The organism is Burkholderia sp. Bp9142 (assembly GCF_003853415.1).
Classification (GTDB): domain Bacteria; phylum Pseudomonadota; class Gammaproteobacteria; order Burkholderiales; family Burkholderiaceae; genus Burkholderia.
In genome coordinates this window covers 1-19,258 of the sequence record NZ_QTPP01000047.1, presented here as the reverse complement: position 1 = coordinate 19,258, position 19,258 = coordinate 1, and the positions used below count along the sequence as shown (strand labels likewise).

Here is a 19,258-nt window from a genome sequence, read left to right as displayed (position 1 = left end):
GAGAATCGATGAAGAAGACCTTGCATTGCACCGTACGGACCGCGCTGGGCGCCGCGGTCGCCGGCCTCGTGCTGTCCGCGTGCGGCACGACGCAGATGAACATGGTCGACGTGCAGACGTCGACCGCGAAGACGCTCGGGCTTGCGTCGTCCGACGAGATCACCATCGCCAACGTGCAGTACGGCAGGAAGGACGGGCTGGGCGGCCAGAAGGTGAGTTACGACGCGACGACGGGCAAGGGACGGCGTTTCGGCTGTACGGTGTTCATGATTCCGGGGCTCACGCCGATCGATCGGCCGACGTACAACAACTGGGAATGCCATCCGCAACGCTGATGGCCGCGATCGCGACGACGCCCGCCGCAGGGCGCCGGTCGACCGCTTGTTGCGGACGATTTGCCGCGCCGGCCTTGTGCCGGCGCAATTTGGTCCGATAATCGACGAACCGATTCATCCCTTCCGGTCGGCTCGATAAAAGAACTGTCATGGATCATGCGGCATTCGTCCCTGTTTTCAAGTTTCGCACGACCGATTACCCCGAGCCGGACCGGTTCCACGTCTGGGTCAAGGACATGCTGTGCGACTACCGGCTGGACGACGCCGGCGGCCACGGCCCGTTCGACGCGGAAGCGACCGGTGCGGCGCTCGGCCCGCTGATCTTTTCGGGGCGGCGCTGGCAGTCGCGCGCGCCGACCTATACGGTGCAACGGACCACGCGGCGGATCCGGCTCGACGGCCAGGATTCGATCCGCTTCACGGTGCTGCTGGGCGGGCGGCTCACGTGCCGCACCGGCGGGCCGGAGCTGGTCAAGCGCGCGGGCGACCTGTTCGTCTACGACGTCGCGCAGGTCAACGACTGCCGGGTCGAGGCCGGCGACGTGATCAGCCTGGTGGTGCCGCGCCATCTGCTGCCGGCCCATGCGGCGAACGCGCACGGGCAGACGCTTTCGAGCGGTGTCGGACGGCTGCTGGGCGACCAGATGCTGTCGCTGTTCCGCAATCTTCCGGACCTGCGCACGCATGAGGTGCCGAGCGTCGTGCAATCGTTGCTGCTGCTTCTGGCCGCGGCGGTTGCACCGAGCGCACAGGCACTCGACGATGCGCGCGGCCCGCTCGACAACGCGCTGGTCGAGCGCGTGCGGCGCTATATCGACGCGCACCTGCTGGAGCCCGACCTCACGCCCGACCGGATCTGCCGGGACATCGGCGTGTCGAGGGCGCGGCTCTATCAGCTGTTCAAGGAACAGGGCGGCGTGATGCGGCAGATCACGCATAGACGGTTGCGGCATGCGTATCACGTGCTCGGCGATCCGCGGCGCCGGCATCAGCGCATTGCGGAAATCGCGTGGGCGCACGGCTTTCCCGACGAGAAGTATTTCCACCGGCTGTTCAAGGCCGAGTTCGGCCATACGCCGAAGGAAACGCTCGAATGCGCGGCGGCACCGGTGCTGCTGCCGGTCGGCGCGGACGGGGACAATCGCTGGGGAGACGGCGGGCGGCTGACGGGATGGACGCTGCCGTTCGGGGTGCTCAACAACTGAGCCGATGGCGCGTGGCGTGGCGATTCAGCGCGAAAGCCGGTCCGTCCGGGCGCGTGCGTCACGAATCGTTCGCAGCGCTGTCGCCCATATCGCCTTCGATCGCGGCCATCAGGTCGTCGACGCCCACCATCAGCGCGCGTACCTGCCGCAGCGATTCGTACTGGTGCAGCACCGCGCGCCATGACGGCAGTGCCAGCAGCGCGTCCCAGACGGCGTGCAGGCCGTGCGGATCGGCATCCATGCGCTGCGTCAGCGCGCTCGCGTAGTCCAGGCTCGCCGGCGCCGACAGCAGCTGCATCCGGCTCGCGGCACCCAGCAGGCGCGGCGCCGGGTCCGCCGATGCATCGCAGCAGTACAGCACCTCGCGCTGCAATGCCGCGTCGTCGGTCGCCAGCGCGCGCAGCGACGCGCCGTGCAGGCGTACCGTGCCTTCGCGCGTATCGAACGCATAGACCGTATCCGGCTCGGCTTGCGCGAGCAGGCTCAGGCCGCGCAGCAGGCGCGGCAGATCGGTCGTCGCGGCATCCGCGGACGCCTTTGCCTCGACGAGGAAGCGGACGTGCCACGCGGCCGACGGATCGTCGCCGCGCGCGCGCTCGAGCAGCACCGCATCCCACTCGGTTTTCGCGCGGTCGTGCTTGGCCGGAATCGATGCCGGCACGCGCATCGACGTGACCACGCGATACGTGCGATGCGCATCGCTCGCATCGAGTTGCGCGGCCAAGGCGTCGAGCGCCTGCGCGGCCAGCGCTTCGACGGCCGCGCCCCGCTGTTGCGACGTGAGGCCCTGCGCGACGGCGAGCGCGCTGCCTTCGAGCGGCCCCTGGCGTCCCCACAGCGTGCGGTACTGCCGGACGTCGGCGTCCCGCGACAGTGCGTCGAGACGCTGCAGCCGGGCGAGCGCGGGGCTGCCCTTCAGTTTGACGATGTCCTGCTCGAACGCGCTGCCGGTCGCCGTCTCCGGTTGCGCGAGCAGGTGCCGCAGCGTGGCATGGAGATCGTCCCACGACGCGCCGGCCGCGGCCGCATGCAGCCGTGCGAGCGGCTCGCGTTGCCACGCCTGCGCGTGCCGTTCGAGCCGGGCCGGATGCGCGAGCGTGTTGACGGCCGAGCGCAGCGTGCGCCGATCCTGTTCGGCATGCGCGGCAAGCGATGCGTATTCGCGCACGGCTGCCGCGCCATGCCGCAGCACCGCGGCCTGGAAGGCAGGGTCGCCGGATTGCGTGTCCATCGCGTCGCGGATCATCCGCGCGAGCGCGCCGATGAAACGGCGCTGCAATCCCGGGTCGGGCGGTCGGCCCTCCACCTGCATCCGGCGCGCTTCCTCGATCACGACCGCGATGACGGTGGCCGGGTTCGCGGCGTCGGTCAGCGACGACGTGCGCACGAGCGGCGGCAACCGGTAGCGGCGATCGACGGTGCGCAGGACTTCGTCCAGCAGGGCGGGCAATGGTATCGGCGGCATGACGAATGACGGGAGCGGGCGCGGCTTCGCGTGCGTGACGGGCGATGTGCAACGGTATCACGCCACGCCGGCACGCAGGGCCGGATGCCGCGCGCTCGCCGGGATTCGCGCGCGGGCCGCCCGCGCCGCCGGACGTCAGGCCGTCAGCGTCACCGACAGGCTGCCGAGCTCGCCGAAGCGGACCGTCAGCGCATCGCCGAGCGGCACGTCGATCGCGCCCGCATACGAGCCGGTCGTCACGATCTGGCCGGCGCGCGCGCCGTCGCCGCGCGACGCGAGGAAATTCACCAGCCACACGAGCGGCTCGAGCGGATCGCCATCCGGATGGCGGCCGTCGATCGTGCGGTTCAGCGCGCCCTCGAACGACAGCGCGAGCGTCTCGAGCGGCACGTTCAACCCGTCGGGCACGACGGGGCCCACGCACAGCCCCTGGTTGAACTGCCCGTCGGCGAGCAGTTCGAACTTCGACGCGCGCGCAGGCTCCGCATAGCGGCACCCCAATACCTCGAGCACGATGCGCACTTCGCGGATCGCGCCGCGCACGTCGTGCTCGTCGTACGGCCGCGCGCGGGCGGGCAGGTCGCGATCGAGCACGAACGCGATTTCCGGCTCGATCCGCACGATCGGCCCGCCGACGACACGGTACGGCGCATCGGCTTCGCGGATCGTCGATGCGAAGATCGGCGCGACGATCACGCGGTCGGGCGGCGGCAGTGCGCATTTCCATCCGCCGATGGTTTCGCCGAGCAGGTCGGCGACGCGATGCTGGATTGCGAGCGCGGTGTCGACGTTCTCGGGACGGAAGGCGTCGGGCAGCAGCGGGCCGGGCACGCCGGCATGGCGGGCGGCGACGAGATGCTGGGCGGCGCCGTCCACGCGTTCGGTAGTCGTTGTCATGTCGGTTGAGCGAGTTGAAAGTGAGCCGGCAAAAAAAGGGCCGGACGAAGGTCGCATAGCTGATGATAGCGCTTTCGGCGGCATGGCCGCTCGATTGCTCGGCGCGGCCGCACATCCGGAACCCCGATTGCTCCGCGTGGCGCTTTGCCGCACGACCCGTTTCCGGTGAATCTTGATCGCCGTCAAGCTTCGAGCCCGCCGCGGGCCGATGATGGGGACATGGCCGCGCGCCGTCGCGCGCGGCAACTCACCCCAGCGAGGTTCGCATGTACAAGAAGATCATGGTGGCCGTCGACGGCAGCGCTTCGTCGAAACAGGCGCTTGCCGAGGCGTTGAAGGTGGCGAAGGCGGGCGATACACACGTCAGCGTCGTGTACGTCGTCGACAAGTCGGTGCTGTTCACGTACGCGGGCCGTTTCGACCCGCACGCGCTCATCGAGGAAATCCGCGACGACGGGCGCAAGGTGCTGCGTGAAGCCGAACAGGTCATCGCGCAGGCCGGCGCGAAAGGCGAGGGCGAACTCGTCGAAACCGAGAGCATCGGCGAGGACGTCGCGGAACGCCTGCAGCGTTACGTGAAGGAGCAAGGGATCGATCTCGCGGTGGTCGGCACGCACGGGCGGCGCGGGATCCGGCGCGTGGTGCTCGGAAGTGTTGCCGAGCGCTTCGTGCGCGGCTCGAAGTGCCCGGTGCTGCTGATTCGCGGCGACGATGCCGGCGTGCCGGCTTCCGCCGCGACGGCCTGACGCGGAGGGCGCGCGATGATACGCCGCCAGTACCGGATCGTCGTCGCGGCGATCGCCGTGTTCGTGTCGCTCGCGGGGATGATGGCCGTCGTGACCGGGCTGCTGTTCGACGAAACGATCGCGCTGCGCGGCGGCGCGATCGCGTTGATCGTCGGCGTGGCCGGTTTCGTCGTGATGCTCAACCCGGGGCCGAAGGGCGAGAGCTGACGCGGGAAAACCGCCTGTCTTCTTGAAGATGAAGACGCGTGCGGGTGCCCGGCAGTGACGGGCGGTGCCCGACGATCACTGCCGGCCGCGCGTTGCGAGCCTGTTACCTGTTACGTGTTACGTGCCGGTCGCACCGGACGCTGACGCACCCGCATCGTCGGGCTTTGCCTGCACGTTCAGCCGCTGCAACGTTTCCGCCAGCTCGGCGTTGTTCGGCTGAATCCTGCGCGCCTGCGCGAACGCGGCGCGCGCTTCGTCCTGGCGGCCCAGCTTCCACAGCACTTCCCCTTTGTGCGTCAGGCCGGTCGCCCACGCTTCACGCGTGTCGCCGTCGTCGTCCTTCGCGAAGATCGCGATCGAGCGGTCGAACCACGCGAGCGCTTCGTCGTTGCGGCCGAGGCGATACAGCGCCCACCCCTTGCTGTCGAGCGCATACGCATCGTCCGGCGATTTCGCGAGATGCGCGTCGATCATGGCCAGCCCGCGATCGACTTCGATGCCCGCATCGACGAGCCGATAGCCGATGTCGTTCAGGCGGTCGCCGGAGATCTCGCCGAGGTCGAGCACGGCGGCCACGCGGCCGGCGTCGCGTGCGGCGATCGCGAGCGACAGCAGCTTGGTGACGATCCGTTGCCGCAATTCGCTGCTGATCCGGTCGCCGTTGCCGACCAGGCTGCCGAGGTATTGCGTGTACAGGTCCGGCGCGCCCGGTTCGTCCGCGCTGTTCGCAATGGCCACGCCGGGGCCCGCGCACCAGTCGGTGTCGGCGGACCCGTCCGGCATCCCGGTGTAGAGACTGACGTTGCGCGGCGTGCGCGATTGCGCGTAGTAGGTGTAGCCGTTCGCGTCCGAGTAACCGCACGCCAGGTATTCGTGCTCCACGTCCAGCATGTACGGGACGCCGCCGAGCGGCGCGTCGCCGGCCGCCCCGACCAGCCGGAACGATTCGCCCAGGTCGCCGTCGCCGATGACCGGATTGAACACCCACTGCTTCTGCGGATGCGATTTCGGCAGCCGGATCCGGACCGTGCGTCCGGCTGCGTCGGTCGTGCCGAAGATCACGCTGTCGTGCTGGCCCGGCTTGACGGGCAGCCCCGCGATGACCTGGCCGGGCAGGAACAGCCGGTACCGCGCATGGGGCAGCGGCTGGTGCGTGACCGGATCGCGCAGCACGAACTGATGGACGTAGGCACCTTTGCCGAGCGACGCCGTCGGCGCGATATAGGTGCGCGCATGGGCGGCGGGCAGCGCGGTGCAGCCGATGACGGCGGCAATGCATGCGGTGAAAAAGCGTGATGTCATGAAAATGCGGTTCTTGTATGCAAGGGTGTTATTGACCGACGGCCGGTAAACCATCGAATGCATGGCGCAGTCTTCTATAAACAGCGTGCCGCGGGCCGGCGATTCCGCCATGGGGATCGCCGTTCATTCCATGCCATTCGAGGCGGATTGCGCCCGGCCGACCCACGCGGGAAACGGACGGGCAGGGCAGCGGACTTGCCCGCGCGCAGCATAACAGGTGATGCCGTCAAATCCGTCCCTATTTCGTGTCGTTGCGGGCCGATGAACGATATCGTGATTTGTATCAAGCCGTGATATGTCGGTTCGCCCGACAATGGGTTCGACCACGGCGAGACAGGCGGAGCGTCAAAGCCGATCGTCCTTTACAACCGGTATTACACCTCCTTAAATAATCAGGGTCTGCCAAAAGACCGGAAAAACGAGATCCCCATGAGCCATTTCCTGGATAGATTGCGTTATTTCTCCACAACAAGGCCAACCTTCTCCGGCGGACATGGCGCCGTCACCGACGAGGACCGGAAATGGGAAGACGGCTACCGGCTGCGCTGGCAGCACGACAAGATCGTCCGTTCGACCCACGGGGTGAACTGCACGGGCTCGTGCTCGTGGAAGGTCTACGTGAAAGGCGGGATCGTCACCTGGGAAACCCAGCAGACCGATTACCCGCGCACGCGCCCCGACATGCCGAACCACGAGCCGCGCGGCTGCTCGCGCGGCGCTTCGTACTCCTGGTATCTGTATAGCGCGAACCGGCTCAAGCATCCGATGGTGCGCAGCGCACTGGTGAAGCTGTGGCGCGAACGCCGCCGCACGCTTGGCGCCGTCGACGCATGGCGTTCGATCGTCGAGGACGACGACGCACGGCGTTCGTACCAGAGCCGGCGCGGGCTCGGCGGCTTCGTGCGCGCGAACTGGGACGAGGTCAACGAGATCGTTGCGGCCGCAAACGTCTACACGGTCGAGCGGCATGGCCCCGATCGCGTGGTCGGCTTCTCGCCGATCCCGGCGATGTCGATGGTGTCGTACGCGGCAGGCTCGCGCTACCTGTCGCTGATCGGCGGCGTGTGCCTGAGCTTCTACGACTGGTACTGCGACCTGCCGCCCGCGTCGCCGCAGACCTGGGGCGAGCAGACCGACGTGCCGGAATCGGCCGACTGGTACAACTCGACGTTCATCATGATGTGGGGCTCCAATGTCCCGCAGACCCGCACGCCGGACGCGCACTTCCTCGTCGAGGCGCGCTATCGCGGCACCAAGGTCGTGTCGGTGTTCCCCGACTACTCGGAAGGCGCGAAGTTCGGCGACCTGTGGCTGCATCCGAAGCAGGGCACCGACGCGGCGCTCGCGCTCGCGATGGGCCATGTGATCCTCAAGGAATTCCATCTCGCGGGGAAGAGCGACTACTTCGTCGACTACTGCAAGCGCTACACCGACATGCCGTGCCTCGTGCGCCTCGTGCCGCACGGCGACGGCTACGTGCCCGAGCGCCTCGTGCGCGCATCCGACTTCGACGATGCGCTCGACGAGGCCGCGCATCCTGACTGGAAGACTGTGATGATCGACGACGCGACGGGCGAGTTCGTCGTGCCGGTCGGTTCGGTGGGCTTTCGCTGGGGGCAGCAGGCCGATGCGGACAAGGGCAAGTGGAACCTGCGCGACGAGACGTCGAAGGGCGCGGCGCTGTCGCCGCGGCTGTCATGCACGGCCGAGCACGACGACGTCGTCGACGTGCTGTTCCCGTACTTCGGCAACCAGCCGCATGCGCACTTCAACTCGACGCAGCACGGCTCCGAGCTGTCGCGCCGGATCGGCGTGCGGCGCGTGGCGACACGCGACGGCGAGATGCTGGTCGCGACCGTGTACGACCTGTTCGTCGCGAACTACGGGCTCGACCAGGGGCTGGGCGGGCGCGACGTGGCCGCGAGCTACGACGACGACCTTCCGTATACGCCGGCGTGGCAGGAAACGATCACCGGCGTGAAGCGCGCGGACGTGATCTCGGTCGCGCGGCAGTTCGCGGAGAACGCGCACAAGACGCAGGGCAAGTCGATGGTGATCATCGGCGCGGGGATCAACCACTGGTTCCACATGGACATGTCGTACCGCGCGATCATCAACATGCTGATCATGTGCGGCTGCGTCGGCAAGCCGGGCGGCGGCTGGTCGCATTACGTGGGCCAGGAGAAGCTGCGCCCGCAGACGGGCTGGACCGCGCTTGCGTTCGCACTCGACTGGAACCGTCCGCCGCGGCACATGAACGCGACCTCGTTCTTCTACGCGCACACCGACCAGTGGCGCTACGACACGATGGACCCGGGCGCGCTGCTGTCGCCGCTCGCGGACAAGACGCAATTCCACGGCGCGCCGATCGACTACAACGTGCGTGCGGAACGGATGGGCTGGCTGCCGTCGGCGCCGCAACTCGCGGTGAATCCGCTGAAGGTCGGCGCGAGTCTTGGCGACGCCGCGCAGGCCGGCGCCGACGTCGCACGGCAGCTGAAGGCCGGCACGCTGCAGATGGCGTGCGAGGACCCGGACGCCCCCGACAACTTCCCGCGCAACCTGTTCGTATGGCGCTCGAACCTGCTCGGCTCGTCGGGCAAGGGCCACGAGTATTTCCTGAAACACCTGCTCGGCACGACCAACGGCGTGCAGGGCGAGGATCTCGGTGCGACGGGCGGCACGCGCCCCGAGGAAGTGAAGTGGCACGACGAAGCGCCGCGCGGCAAGCTCGACCTGCTGGTCACGCTCGACTTCCGGATGTCGACCACCTGCATGTATTCGGACGTCGTGCTGCCGACCGCGACGTGGTACGAGAAGGACGACATGAACACGTCCGACATGCATCCGTTCATCCATCCGCTGTCGGCGGCGGTCGATCCCGCATGGGAATCGAAGAGCGACTGGGAGATCTTCAAGGGGATCGCGAAGCGCTTCTCCGAGCTGTGCGACGGGCACCTCGGCGTCGAGCGCGACGTCGTGCTCGCGCCGATCGCGCACGACACGCCGGGCGAACTCGCGCAGCCGTTCGACGTGCAGGACTGGAAGCGCGGCGAATGCGAGCCGGTGCCGGGCCGCACGATGCCGGCCGTGGTCGCGGTCGAGCGCGACTATCCGAACACCTATGCGCGCTTCACGTCGCTCGGCCCGCTGATGGACAAGCTCGGCAATGCGGGCAAGGGGATCGGCTGGGATACGAAGGACGAAGTGAAGCTGCTCGGCCAGCTCAACTACACGGTCGCCGACGGCGCCGCGCACGGGCGCCCGCGCATCGACACCGCGCTCGACGCCGCCGAGGTGATCCTCGCGCTCGCGCCGGAAACCAATGGCGAAGTCGCGGTGAAGGCGTGGCGTGCGCTGTCCGGCATCACCGGCATCGATCACACGCACCTGGCAATCGCGCGCGAGGACGAGAAGATCCGCTTCCGCGACATCCAGGCGCAGCCGCGCAAGATCATCTCGTCGCCGACGTGGAGCGGGATCGAATCCGAGCACGTGTCGTACAACGCAGGCTACGTGAACGTGCACGAGCTGGTGCCGTGGCGCACGCTGACGGGCCGCCAGCAGTTGTACCAGGACCATCCGTGGATGCGCGCGTTCGGCGAGTCGCTGTGCGCGTACAAGCCGCCGATCGACACGGGCAGCTATGCGCACATGGTCGGCAAGCGCTCGAACGGCAACCCCGAGCGCGTGCTGAACTTCCTCACGCCGCACCAGAAGTGGGGGATCCACAGCACGTACACGGACAACCTGCTGATGCTGACGCTGTCGCGCGGCGGCCCGATCGTGTGGATGTCGGAGGACGACGCGAAGGCGGTCGGCGCGGTCGATAACGACTGGATCGAGTGCTACAACTCGAACGGCGCGTTGTGCGCGCGGGCGGTGGTGAGCCAGCGGATTCCGTCCGGGATGGTGATGATGTACCACGCGCAGGAGAAGATCGTGAACACGCCGGGCTCCGAGATCACCGGCACGCGCGGCGGCATTCACAACTCGGTCACGCGCATCGCATTGAAGCCGACCCACATGATCGGCGGCTATGCGCAGCTGTCGTACGCCTTCAACTACTACGGCACGGTCGGCTCGAATCGCGACGAGTTCCTGATCGTGCGCAGGATGAACAGGATCGACTGGCTCGATGGCGAAGAGGCCGCAACCGACACACCGAACGTACGCGCTGGAGAAACCTCATGAAAATACGCGCACAGATCGCGATGGTGCTGAACCTCGACAAGTGCATCGGGTGCCATACCTGCTCGGTGACGTGCAAGAACGTGTGGACCAGCCGCGAAGGGATGGAGTACGCGTGGTTCAACAACGTCGAGACCAAGCCGGGCATCGGCTATCCGAAGGACTGGGAGAACCAGGACCGCTGGCGCGGCGGCTGGCAGCGGCGCGCGGACGGCAGGATCGAGCCGCGCCTGGGCGGCAAGTGGCGGCTGCTTGCGCAGATCTTCGCGAACCCGCACCTGCCGGAGATCGACGACTACTACGAGCCGTTCACGTTCGACTATGCGCATCTGCAGGAAGCGGGCAACACGCGCGCGATGCCGGTCGCGCGGCCGCGCTCGCTGATCAGCGGCCAGCGGCTCGAGAAGATCGAGTGGGGCCCGAACTGGGAGGAAATCCTCGGCGGCGAGTTCGAGAAGCGCGCGAAGGACTACAACTTCGAGTCGGTGCAGAAGGAGATCTACGGGCAGTTCGAGAACACCTTCATGATGTACCTGCCGCGCCTCTGCGAGCACTGCCTGAATCCGGCGTGCGTCGCGGCGTGCCCGTCGGGCTCGATCTACAAGCGGGAGGAAGACGGCATCGTGCTGATCGACCAGGACAAGTGCCGCGGCTGGCGCATGTGCGTGTCGGGATGCCCGTACAAGAAGATCTACTACAACTGGCAGAGCGGCAAGGCCGAGAAGTGCATCTTCTGCTATCCGCGCATCGAGGCCGGCCAGCCGACCGTGTGTTCGGAAACCTGCGTGGGCCGCATCCGCTACCTCGGCGTGCTGCTGTACGACGCCGACCGGATCAGCGAGGCCGCCAGCGCGGAGAACGAACAGGACCTGTACGAGGCGCAACTGTCGCTGTTCCTCGATCCCGAGGATCCGGCCGTGATCGCGCAGGCCGAGCGCGACGGCGTGCCCGCCGCGTGGATCGACGCCGCGCGGCGCTCGCCGACCTACAAGATGGCGATCGACTGGAAGATCGCGTTTCCGCTGCATCCGGAATACCGGACGCTGCCGATGGTCTGGTACGTGCCGCCGCTGTCGCCGATCAACTCCGCCGCGAACAGCGGCGCGCTCGGGATGAACGGCTACCTGCCGGACGTCGAATCGCTGCGCATCCCGCTGCGTTATCTGGCGAACCTGCTGACGGCCGGCGACGAGGCGCCGGTGAAGCTCGCGCTCGAACGGCTGCTCGCGATGCGCGCGTTCATGCGTGCGCGCCACGTCGACGGCATCGACGCGCGCGGCGTGCTCGACCAGGTCGGGCTGTCGCTCGCGCAGGTCGAGGAGATGTACCGCTATCTCGCGATCGCGAACTACGAGGATCGCTTCGTGATCCCGACGACGCACCGCGAGTATGCGGAGAACGCGTACGACCTGCGCGCATCGTGCGGCTTCTCGTTCGGCAACGGCTGTTCCGACGGCCGTTCGGAGGGCAGCCTGTTCAGCCCGAAGAAGGGCACGAAAACCATTCCGATCCACGAGGCGTCCCGATGAGCACCGCACCCGATCCGACCTACGCGGCGTTCGCGGCGCTGCTCGACTATCCCGACGACGCGCTCGTCGACGTGCTCGACTCGATCGAAGCCCACCTGCGCGAACGCGCACGCGTGCCGAAGGCGGTGCGCGCGGGCCTCGACCGGTTCTTCGCGTACGTGCGCGAGCGCGACCTGCTGACGCTGCAGGAGAACTACGTGGCGCTGTTCGATCGCGGCCGCGCGACGTCGCTGCACCTGTTCGAGCACGTGCACGGCGAATCGCGCGATCGCGGGCAGGCGATGGTCGACCTGCTGCAGATGTACGAGCGGCACGGGCTGACGCTGAACCCGGGCGAGCTGCCCGACTACCTGCCCGTGTTCCTCGAATACCTGTCGCGGCTGCCGGCGCCCGATGCGCGCAACCTGCTCGGCGAGACCGGCGAGATCCTGCGCGCGCTGGCCGGCCAGCTCGCGCAGCGCGGCAGTCATTACAGCTTCGTCGTCGGCGCGCTGCTGTCGATGGCCGGCCTCGCGCCGGTCGACGCACCGGCGGACGCGGACGACGACGTGGCCGCCGAGCGGCCGAGCGCCGACGACTACCGCGCGCTCGACGCGTCGTATGCGGACGAAGCGGTGCGCTTCGTTGGCGCCGCAACGCCGGCCGAGCAGACGGTGCGGTTCCACGACAAGCGGCCGGCCCGAAGCGCGTAAGCGCGGGCCCAACTGGGGAAAGACATGAACGCTTACTTGCATCAGTTCCTGTTCGGGATCTACCCGTACATCTGTCTCGCGGTGCTGCTGGTCGGCAGCCTGATCCGCTTCGACCGCGAGCAATACACGTGGAAAAGCGATTCGTCGCAGCTGTTGCGTCACGGGATGCTGCGGCTCGGCAGCAACCTGTTCCACTGGGGCGTGCTGGTCGTCGTGCTCGGACACTTCGGCGGTTTTCTCGCACCGCACTGGCTCGTGTCGCCGTTCCTGTCGGCGTCCGGGCACCAGCTCGTCGCGATGGTGGCGGGCGGTGCGGCCGGCGTCGCGGCGATCATCGGCCTGACGATCCTGATCTGGCGCCGCCTCGGCGACCCGCGCATCCGCAACAACAGCCGCAAGTCGGACATCCTGATCGTGCTGATGCTGTGGGTGCAGCTCGCGCTCGGGCTCGGCACCGTCGTGCTGTCGACGCGCCACATGGACGGCGCGATGTTCGAGCAGCTCACCGACTACGTGAAGGGCGTCGTCACGTTCCGGCCGGACATCGCGAGCCTGCTGGTCGGCGTGCCGCTGACGTACCGGCTGCACATCCTGCTCGGCTTCACGATCTTCCTCGTGTCGCCGTTCACGCGGATGGTGCATATCTGGAGCGGCATCGCGTCGGTCGCGTACCTGATCCGGCCGTACCAGCTCGTGCGCAAGCGCTGAGGAGGCCGCATGAACGACGTTCTCTCCGAAGTCGCGACGGCACCGCTGACGGTCAACGGTGTCGCGATCGACGACGCGGCCATTGCCGCCGAGGCCGGGCATCACGGCGACGCGCCAGATCCGCTCGATGCGGCGCGGCATGCGCTTGCGGTGCGCGAATTGCTGCGGCAGCGCGCGGTGTCGCTCGCGCTGATCGATGAAGGCACGCCGCTCGACGATGCGGCGGTCGACGCATTGCTCGAGCGCGAGCTCACGCACGTACCGGAACCCGACCGCGCCGACTGCGAGCGCTACTACGCGCAGCATCCGGCGCGCTTTCGCCGCAACGACATCGTCTATGCGAGCCACGTGCTGTTCGCGGTGACCGACCGCGTGCCGCTCGCGCCGCTGCGGCAGCGCGCGGAACGCGCGCTCGCCGACGTGGTCGCCGCGCCCGATACGTTCGAAGCGGTTGCGCGCGCATCGTCGAACTGCCCGTCGGCGCAAGTCGGCGGCAGCCTCGGGCAGCTCCTGCGCGGCGACACCGTGCCGGAGTTCGAGGCCGCGCTGTTCGACACGGACGGCCTCGGCGTGCTGCCGAAACTCGTCAATACGCGCTTCGGTTTTCACATCGTGCGCATCGAGCGCCGCGTGCCGGGCGACACGGTGCCGTTCGACGAGGCCGCCGGCCAGATCGCCGCGTACCTGTCGGAACGCGTGCGGCAGCGGGCGATGCGGCAGTACGTGGCAATACTCGCGGGCGGCGCGCGCATCGAAGGCGTGGCCTTCGACGGTGCGAACGGGCCGCTCGTCCAATGAAACGGGGTTTTGCGTATGTCAACTCAACAAGGTAACGTCGGCCGGGCCGCGGACACGCAGGCCATCCCGCTGCGCGCATGGTCGGTGCTGGCTGCGAGCACGCTCGCGTTCATGGTGTGCTTCGTCGTGTGGATGATGTTCGGCGTGCTCGGCGTGCAGCTGCGCACCGATCTCGGCCTGAACAGCACCGAGTTCGGCCTGCTCACGTCGACGCCCGTGCTGACCGGCGCGCTGATGCGCTTGCCGCTCGGCACGTGGACCGACCGCTTCGGCGGCCGCATCGTGATGACGGTGCTGCTCGTCGTCTGCGCGATTCCCGTCTACATCGTCAGCTACGCGACGCAGCTCTGGCAGTTTCTGTTCATCGGACTGTTCCTCGGTTGCGTCGGCGCATCATTCGCGGTCGGCACGCCGTATGTCGCGCGCTTCTTCCCGCCGAAGCGGCGCGGGATGGCGATGGGCGTGTTCGGCGCGGGCACGTGCGGCGCGGCGGTCAATCTGTTCGTCACGCCGCTGCTGTTGTCGGCGTACGGCTGGCGCTTCGTGCCGCGCGTCTATGCGATCGCGCTGCTCGTCACGGCCGTGATCTTCTGGTTCGCGTCGGCGCCTGATCCGGGGGCCGGCAAACGGGGCGGCTCGCTGCTCGACGCCTTCAAGGTGTTGCGCGACCCGCGCGTGTGGCGGCTCTGCCAGTACTACTCGATCACGTTCGGCGGCTTCACCGCGCTGTCGCTGTGGATTCCGCAGTACCTGAAGAGCGAATACGGGATGTCGCTCGTGATGGCGTCCGCGTTCGCGGCAGGCTTCTCGCTGCCGGGCTCCGTGCTGCGCGCGCTCGGCGGCGCGTTGTCCGACCGCTTCGGCGCGCACGCGGTCACGTGGTGGGGGCTGTGGGTCGCGTGGATCGCGCTGTTCCTGCTGTCGTATCCGGCGACCGATTTCGTGATCCACACGATCGACGGCACCGCGTCGCTGAACCTTTCGATGCCGGTGGCCGGCTTCGTTGCGCTGACCTTCGTGCTCGGTGCGGTGTTCGCGTTCGGGATGGCGTCGACCTTCAAGTACGTCGCCGACGATTTCCCGGACAACATGGGCGTCGTCACGGGCATCGTCGGGCTCGCGGGCGGGCTCGGCGGCTTCCTGCTGCCGATCCTGTTCGGCGTGCTGCTCGACCTGCTGCGCGTGCGCACGACCTGTTTCATGTTCCTGTACGGGATCGTGTGGGTGTCGCTGACCCTCATCTATCTGTCCGAAGTGCGGCGCACGCCGGTCACGGGTTGACGGGTTTCCGCGCGATGCCCGGCACCGTCCGGCATCGCACGGCTGTCGTGCGGACCCTCAGGCGTTTTCGAGCGTCCGCAGTTCTGTCAAACTGGGGCCCATGACACCGCGCCTCGCTTCACCGCCTTCCTCCGATTCAGCGCCTGCACCCGCAGGCTTTCCCGACGCCGACGAACTGGCCGCGCTGCGTGCGTGGTACGCGGGCATGACCGTGCGCCAGGCGGTCGAGCGCTATCTGCCCGATCGGCTCGGCGAAGGGCGGTCGGCGCGCGGCGTGATCGGCGGGATTCGCCGCCGCCTCGTGCGTGTCGCGCGGCAGGCCGGGCGCCCCGATCTTGCCGAGCAGCTCGGTCATGCCGACAGCGCGCGCATGCAGATCGCGAAAACGGCGACCGACGCGATCGGCCTGCTGCGCCATGCGCGCCCGCCGGTGCCGCAGATCAGCGACGACGTCGGCCGGTGGCTGCCGGCGCGTGCGGTCGTCGCGCTGCGTGCGCACGGGATCGCGACGCTGGCCGACCTGACCGTGCGGATTCCGCGGCGGCGTCAGTGGTGGCGCACGATCGCGGGGCTCGGTATGGCGGGCGCGCGGCAGATCGAGGCGTTCTTTGCCGCGCACCCCGGCCTGACCGAGCGGGCGCGCGCGCTGATCGCCGCGACGCCGCGCGGCGGCATCGTGCCGTGGGAGCAGCTGAAGCTGCCGCACGAGGTCGACGGGTCGGCCGGCACGTTCCGCGCGCCGCGCGCAACCTGCACGCTCGATGCGGACAACGATTACGCGGCCGTGCACGCGTGGCTGTCGCTGCACGAATCGGCCGCGACGCGCCGCGCGTACCGGAAGGAGGCCGAGCGGCTGATCCTGTGGGCGATCGTCGAGCGCGGGCGCGCGCTGTCGTCGCTGACGACCGAGGATGCGGTCGCGTATCGCGCGTTCCTGCGCCACCCGACGCCGCACGAACGCTGGGTCGGCCCCGTGCGGCCGCGCGGCGCGCCGGACTGGCGGCCGTTCTCCGGCGGGCTGTCCGCGCGCTCGGCTGCGTACACGCTGTCGGTCCTCGGCGCGCTGTTCCGCTGGCTGATCGAGCAGCGCTACCTGCTCGCGAATCCGTTTGCGGGCGTCAAGGTGCGCGACACGCGCGGTGCGAATGCGCTCGACACGTCGCATGCGTTCACCGAAGGCGAGTGGCTGCTGGTGCGCACGATCGCGGACGGGCTCGAGTTTCGCAGGGACAAGCCGTCCGGCGCGCTGCAATCCGGCTGGACGCCGGCCGCCGCGCAACGGCTGCGCTTCATCCTCGACTTCGGCTATGCGACCGGGCTGCGCGCCAGCGAACTGGTCGGCGCGACGCTCGGCGACATCGACACGGACGCGCACGGCGATGCGTGGCTGAAGGTGATCGGCAAAGGCAGCAAGGCCGCGCGCGTCGCGCTGCCGCCGCTCGCGCGCACGGCGCTCGATCGTCATCTGGTCGCGCGGCGGCTGCCGGTGACGCCGGTGCGCTGGCGGCCGGAGACGCCGCTGATTCCGAGCCTCGCGGAAGACGGCGCGGCCGGGATCACGAGCGTGCGGCTGTGGAAGGTGATGCAGCGGTTCTTCGCGCAGACGGCTGCGCTCGTCGACGAGGACAACCCGGCGCTCGCGCAAAAGCTGCGGCAGGCGAGCCCGCACTGGATGCGGCATACGCATGCGACGCATGCGCTCGCGCGGGGCGCGGAGCTGACGACGGTGCGCGACAACCTGCGACACGCGTCGATTTCGACGACGTCGATCTATCTGCACGGGGACGATGTGAAGCGGGCGCGGCAGATGTCGAGTGCGTTTTCGGCGGATAAATGAACCCGGCGTGTGCGACTGCGTGTGGATTGAACGGAACGACACGGCATCGTTGACGGTCAGACGCTTTATTCGGTAACGGAACAGGCGCGCAAACGCCACCCGCTGGAGCACAAGAATGGAGACGCCCGATCACCTGCAAGCCCCGCGGTTCGCCCGCCGCGCATGGCACGCGCTCGTCGCGGCGCTTTGCCTCGGCTGGAGCGCGCTGTCGTTCGGCGCGGACGGCGCCGCGGCGCTGCTCGACCGCTATCACGGCCTCGACGAGCAACTGAAGAGCAACCCGTTCCACCGCCCGCTGTACCTCGAATCGTCCGAGGCATCCACGTCGCTGAAGGGCGATATCTACGCGGTCGTCGACTATCCGTTTTCCGTCGTGAACGGCAAGCTCAACGACGCCGCGCAGGGCCCCGCGAACTGGTGCGCGGTGCTGATCCTGCACCTGAACACGAAGTATTGTCACGCGTCGACCGGCAGCAACGGCCCGGTGCTCGACGTGAACCTCGGCCGCAAGATCGAGCAGAAGCTGTCGGACACCTATCGCGTGCAGTTCCGCTACCGCGTGGCCGCCGCGACGCCCGACTACTTCCAGGTCGACCTGACCGCCGACAGCGGCCCGATGGGCACGAAGGACTACCGGATCGCACTGGAGGCCGTGCCGGTCGGCGCATCGCGCACGTTCCTGCACCTCACGTATTCGTACGGCTTCGGCGCGGTCGGCCGGATGGCGATGAAGACCTACCTCGCGACGGTCGGCAGCGACAAGGTCGGGTTCACGGTCGCCAACGGCGCATCGGCCGCGCAGCCGCAATACATCGGCGGCGTGCGCGGATTGCTGGAGCGCAACACGATGCGCTACTACCTCGCGATCGACACCTATCTCGCGACGCTCGACAAGCCGCTCGACCAGCGGCTTGCGCGCTGGTTCGACGCGACCGAGCAGTATCCGCAGCAACTGCACGAAGTCGAGCGGGGCGCGTATCTGCAGATGAAAGCGCAGGAAGTACAGCGGCAGCAGGCGGCGCGGTAACGCCGTCTGCTGCCGGGCTGCCCGGCGTCGATCAGTTCGACGCGCCGCCGACCGTGCGAATGCTGTGCCACTGCCCCTGTTCGACGCGGAACAGCGTGTAGGGCGGCTTGATCAGGTCGCCGCGCTCGTCGAACGAGATCTTCCCGGTCACACCGGTGACCGACACGCCCGGCAGGCTCGCGACGAGCTTGCCGCGGTCGACCGCATCGGCCTGGTGGATCATCGCGATCATCGCTAGCGCCGCGTCGTACGCGAACGGCGCATACAGCCCCACGTCCTGGTTGAAGCGCGCCGGCGCCGACCGGTTGCGCACGGATGCCGAGCGGGCGCATCTGCTTGACGAGCGTCGCCCCCTGGTCGTCAAGGCCGCCGAAGAGCAGCAGGGCGACGTTGTTGCTCTTCATCGTCGTCAGGACGCCGCGGAAATCGACGGCCCTGTCGCGCGCGTATTCACGGTCGACGATGTCGATCCGCTTGACCTTCATCTGCTCGACCGCGAAGCGTCCGGCGACCACGCCGCCGACAGGACTGCGCGATCACGCCGTATTGCCTCCCATCGCCGTCCGCCACGCCGATTCGTAAGACGTACAGTTGACCCGAAATGCTGAATTCGCGCCAAACTGTACTCTTGTGTGCGTATCCGATGTGTGTACTCCGCGTCAACTGTTCTGCTTTTAATATTCCATCATCAAGTGCACAGTGCCGCAGGCCCAGAAATGACGGGCCTCCCGGCGCATCTTCAAAAGCGAGCCACTGCGATGGAAAAGGCAAAACCGGAGGGAGCAATCAGGCGGAACGACGGCCCGGTCGGCGGGCGGCACACGCGCGTATCGAACGCGCACGGAGCGGCGGCGCGCATGCGCGGGCCGGCGGGGAGCGCGCGATGAAGCTCTACGAAAAACTCGCGGACGACATCGAGCGCCTGATCCGACAGGGCGTGTACCGGCACGGCGACCGGATTCCGTCGGTGCGGCAGGCGAGCCAGCAGCACCGGATCAGCATCACGACCGTGCTGCATGCATACCTGTTGCTCGAAAG

Annotated in this window: 16 protein-coding genes and 1 pseudogene; 13 read left to right on the top strand and 4 right to left on the bottom strand. The window is 68.1% G+C overall.

Annotated features, from left to right (window positions below; translation table 11 throughout):
* Positions 1-8 precede the first annotated feature (8 nt).
* Positions 9-335 carry a hypothetical protein gene (locus tag DIE22_RS33190; protein WP_124499286.1) on the top strand — a complete coding sequence of 109 codons (327 nt, stop codon included), beginning with the start codon at positions 9-11 and terminating at the stop codon, positions 333-335.
* A 149-nt stretch (positions 336-484) separates the two neighbouring features.
* On the top strand, positions 485-1,540 hold the full coding sequence (locus DIE22_RS33185) for an AraC family transcriptional regulator (RefSeq protein WP_124607047.1): 1,056 nt from the start codon (positions 485-487) through the stop codon (positions 1,538-1,540).
* A 58-nt stretch (positions 1,541-1,598) separates the two neighbouring features.
* Here the strand turns inward: DIE22_RS33185 and DIE22_RS33180 are convergent, their stop codons facing one another.
* Both DIE22_RS33180 and DIE22_RS33175 read right to left on the bottom strand, forming a co-directional pair.
* On the bottom strand, positions 1,599-3,005 hold the full coding sequence (locus tag DIE22_RS33180) for a 3-deoxy-D-arabino-heptulosonate 7-phosphate synthase (RefSeq protein ID WP_124607046.1): 1,407 nt from the start codon (positions 3,003-3,005) through the stop codon (positions 1,599-1,601).
* Positions 3,006-3,140: 135 nt separating this feature from the next.
* Positions 3,141-3,902: a 2-keto-4-pentenoate hydratase gene (locus DIE22_RS33175; protein WP_124607045.1), complete on the bottom strand. Its 762-nt coding sequence runs from the start codon at positions 3,900-3,902 to the stop codon at positions 3,141-3,143.
* Positions 3,903-4,168: 266 nt separating this feature from the next.
* Here DIE22_RS33175 and DIE22_RS33170 point away from each other — a divergent pair, with 266 nt between their 5' ends.
* Both DIE22_RS33170 and DIE22_RS33165 read left to right on the top strand, forming a co-directional pair.
* Positions 4,169-4,648: a universal stress protein gene (locus tag DIE22_RS33170; protein WP_124502088.1), complete on the top strand. Its 480-nt coding sequence runs from the start codon at positions 4,169-4,171 to the stop codon at positions 4,646-4,648.
* Between the two features lie 15 nt (positions 4,649-4,663).
* Complete coding sequence (locus DIE22_RS33165; RefSeq protein ID WP_124502087.1) at positions 4,664-4,855, top strand: DUF2964 family protein; 192 nt, start codon at positions 4,664-4,666, stop codon at positions 4,853-4,855.
* A gap of 117 nt (positions 4,856-4,972) precedes the next feature.
* Here DIE22_RS33165 and DIE22_RS33160 read toward each other — a convergent pair whose 3' ends face one another.
* Positions 4,973-6,268: a tetratricopeptide repeat protein gene (locus DIE22_RS33160; protein WP_260426824.1), complete on the bottom strand. Its 1,296-nt coding sequence runs from the start codon at positions 6,266-6,268 to the stop codon at positions 4,973-4,975.
* 318 nt (positions 6,269-6,586) lie between these two features.
* Between DIE22_RS33160 and DIE22_RS33155 the strand changes: the two genes are divergently transcribed.
* From DIE22_RS33155 to DIE22_RS33120, 8 genes are all read left to right on the top strand, one after another.
* A complete protein-coding gene (locus DIE22_RS33155; RefSeq protein ID WP_124607044.1) occupies positions 6,587-10,351 on the top strand; it encodes a nitrate reductase subunit alpha in 3,765 nt (1,254 codons plus the stop codon).
* Complete coding sequence (gene narH / locus DIE22_RS33150) at positions 10,348-11,877, top strand: nitrate reductase subunit beta (protein ID WP_124502085.1); 1,530 nt, start codon at positions 10,348-10,350, stop codon at positions 11,875-11,877. The genes DIE22_RS33155 and narH overlap by 4 nt, the downstream gene beginning before the upstream one ends.
* Entirely contained in the window at positions 11,874-12,569 is a 696-nt protein-coding gene (gene narJ, locus DIE22_RS33145) for a nitrate reductase molybdenum cofactor assembly chaperone (RefSeq protein WP_124502084.1), read from the top strand. The genes narH and narJ overlap by 4 nt, the downstream gene beginning before the upstream one ends.
* A gap of 24 nt (positions 12,570-12,593) precedes the next feature.
* On the top strand, positions 12,594-13,277 hold the full coding sequence (gene narI, locus DIE22_RS33140) for a respiratory nitrate reductase subunit gamma (protein WP_124607043.1): 684 nt from the start codon (positions 12,594-12,596) through the stop codon (positions 13,275-13,277).
* 9 nt (positions 13,278-13,286) lie between these two features.
* Positions 13,287-14,075 (top strand): peptidylprolyl isomerase, encoded by a 789-nt coding sequence (locus DIE22_RS33135; protein WP_124607042.1) that lies wholly within the window; start codon positions 13,287-13,289, stop codon positions 14,073-14,075.
* A 15-nt stretch (positions 14,076-14,090) separates the two neighbouring features.
* Complete coding sequence (locus DIE22_RS33130; protein WP_124607041.1) at positions 14,091-15,356, top strand: nitrate/nitrite transporter; 1,266 nt, start codon at positions 14,091-14,093, stop codon at positions 15,354-15,356.
* 100 nt (positions 15,357-15,456) lie between these two features.
* Entirely contained in the window at positions 15,457-17,193 is a 1,737-nt protein-coding gene (locus tag DIE22_RS33125) for a site-specific integrase (protein ID WP_124607040.1), read from the top strand.
* Between the two features lie 115 nt (positions 17,194-17,308).
* Positions 17,309-18,220 carry a hypothetical protein gene (locus tag DIE22_RS33120; RefSeq protein WP_124607039.1) on the top strand — a complete coding sequence of 304 codons (912 nt, stop codon included), beginning with the start codon at positions 17,309-17,311 and terminating at the stop codon, positions 18,218-18,220.
* A 31-nt stretch (positions 18,221-18,251) separates the two neighbouring features.
* Here the strand turns inward: DIE22_RS33120 and DIE22_RS33115 are convergent.
* Positions 18,252-18,744 (bottom strand): annotated as a pseudogene (locus DIE22_RS33115) (branched-chain amino acid ABC transporter substrate-binding protein); the annotation flags it as partial.
* 359 nt (positions 18,745-19,103) lie between these two features.
* On the opposite strand from DIE22_RS33115, the gene DIE22_RS33110 reads away from it, so the two are divergent.
* Positions 19,104-19,258 (top strand): GntR family transcriptional regulator (locus DIE22_RS33110; protein WP_124469915.1); only part of this gene is annotated, 155 nt, incomplete at its 3' end.

Coding starts and splice junctions, on each gene's coding strand:
- DIE22_RS33190 (WP_124499286.1), top strand. CDS start 9: ATGAAGAAGACCTTGCATTGCACCGTACGGACCGCGCTGGGCGCCGCG.
- DIE22_RS33185 (WP_124607047.1), top strand. CDS start 485: ATGGATCATGCGGCATTCGTCCCTGTTTTCAAGTTTCGCACGACCGAT.
- DIE22_RS33180 (WP_124607046.1), bottom strand. CDS start 3,005: ATGCCGCCGATACCATTGCCCGCCCTGCTGGACGAAGTCCTGCGCACC.
- DIE22_RS33175 (WP_124607045.1), bottom strand. CDS start 3,902: ATGACAACGACTACCGAACGCGTGGACGGCGCCGCCCAGCATCTCGTC.
- DIE22_RS33170 (WP_124502088.1), top strand. CDS start 4,169: ATGTACAAGAAGATCATGGTGGCCGTCGACGGCAGCGCTTCGTCGAAA.
- DIE22_RS33165 (WP_124502087.1), top strand. CDS start 4,664: ATGATACGCCGCCAGTACCGGATCGTCGTCGCGGCGATCGCCGTGTTC.
- DIE22_RS33160 (WP_260426824.1), bottom strand. CDS start 6,268: ATGGCGGAATCGCCGGCCCGCGGCACGCTGTTTATAGAAGACTGCGCC.
- DIE22_RS33155 (WP_124607044.1), top strand. CDS start 6,587: ATGAGCCATTTCCTGGATAGATTGCGTTATTTCTCCACAACAAGGCCA.
- narH (WP_124502085.1), top strand. CDS start 10,348: ATGAAAATACGCGCACAGATCGCGATGGTGCTGAACCTCGACAAGTGC.
- narJ (WP_124502084.1), top strand. CDS start 11,874: ATGAGCACCGCACCCGATCCGACCTACGCGGCGTTCGCGGCGCTGCTC.
- narI (WP_124607043.1), top strand. CDS start 12,594: ATGAACGCTTACTTGCATCAGTTCCTGTTCGGGATCTACCCGTACATC.
- DIE22_RS33135 (WP_124607042.1), top strand. CDS start 13,287: ATGAACGACGTTCTCTCCGAAGTCGCGACGGCACCGCTGACGGTCAAC.
- DIE22_RS33130 (WP_124607041.1), top strand. CDS start 14,091: ATGTCAACTCAACAAGGTAACGTCGGCCGGGCCGCGGACACGCAGGCC.
- DIE22_RS33125 (WP_124607040.1), top strand. CDS start 15,457: ATGACACCGCGCCTCGCTTCACCGCCTTCCTCCGATTCAGCGCCTGCA.
- DIE22_RS33120 (WP_124607039.1), top strand. CDS start 17,309: ATGGAGACGCCCGATCACCTGCAAGCCCCGCGGTTCGCCCGCCGCGCA.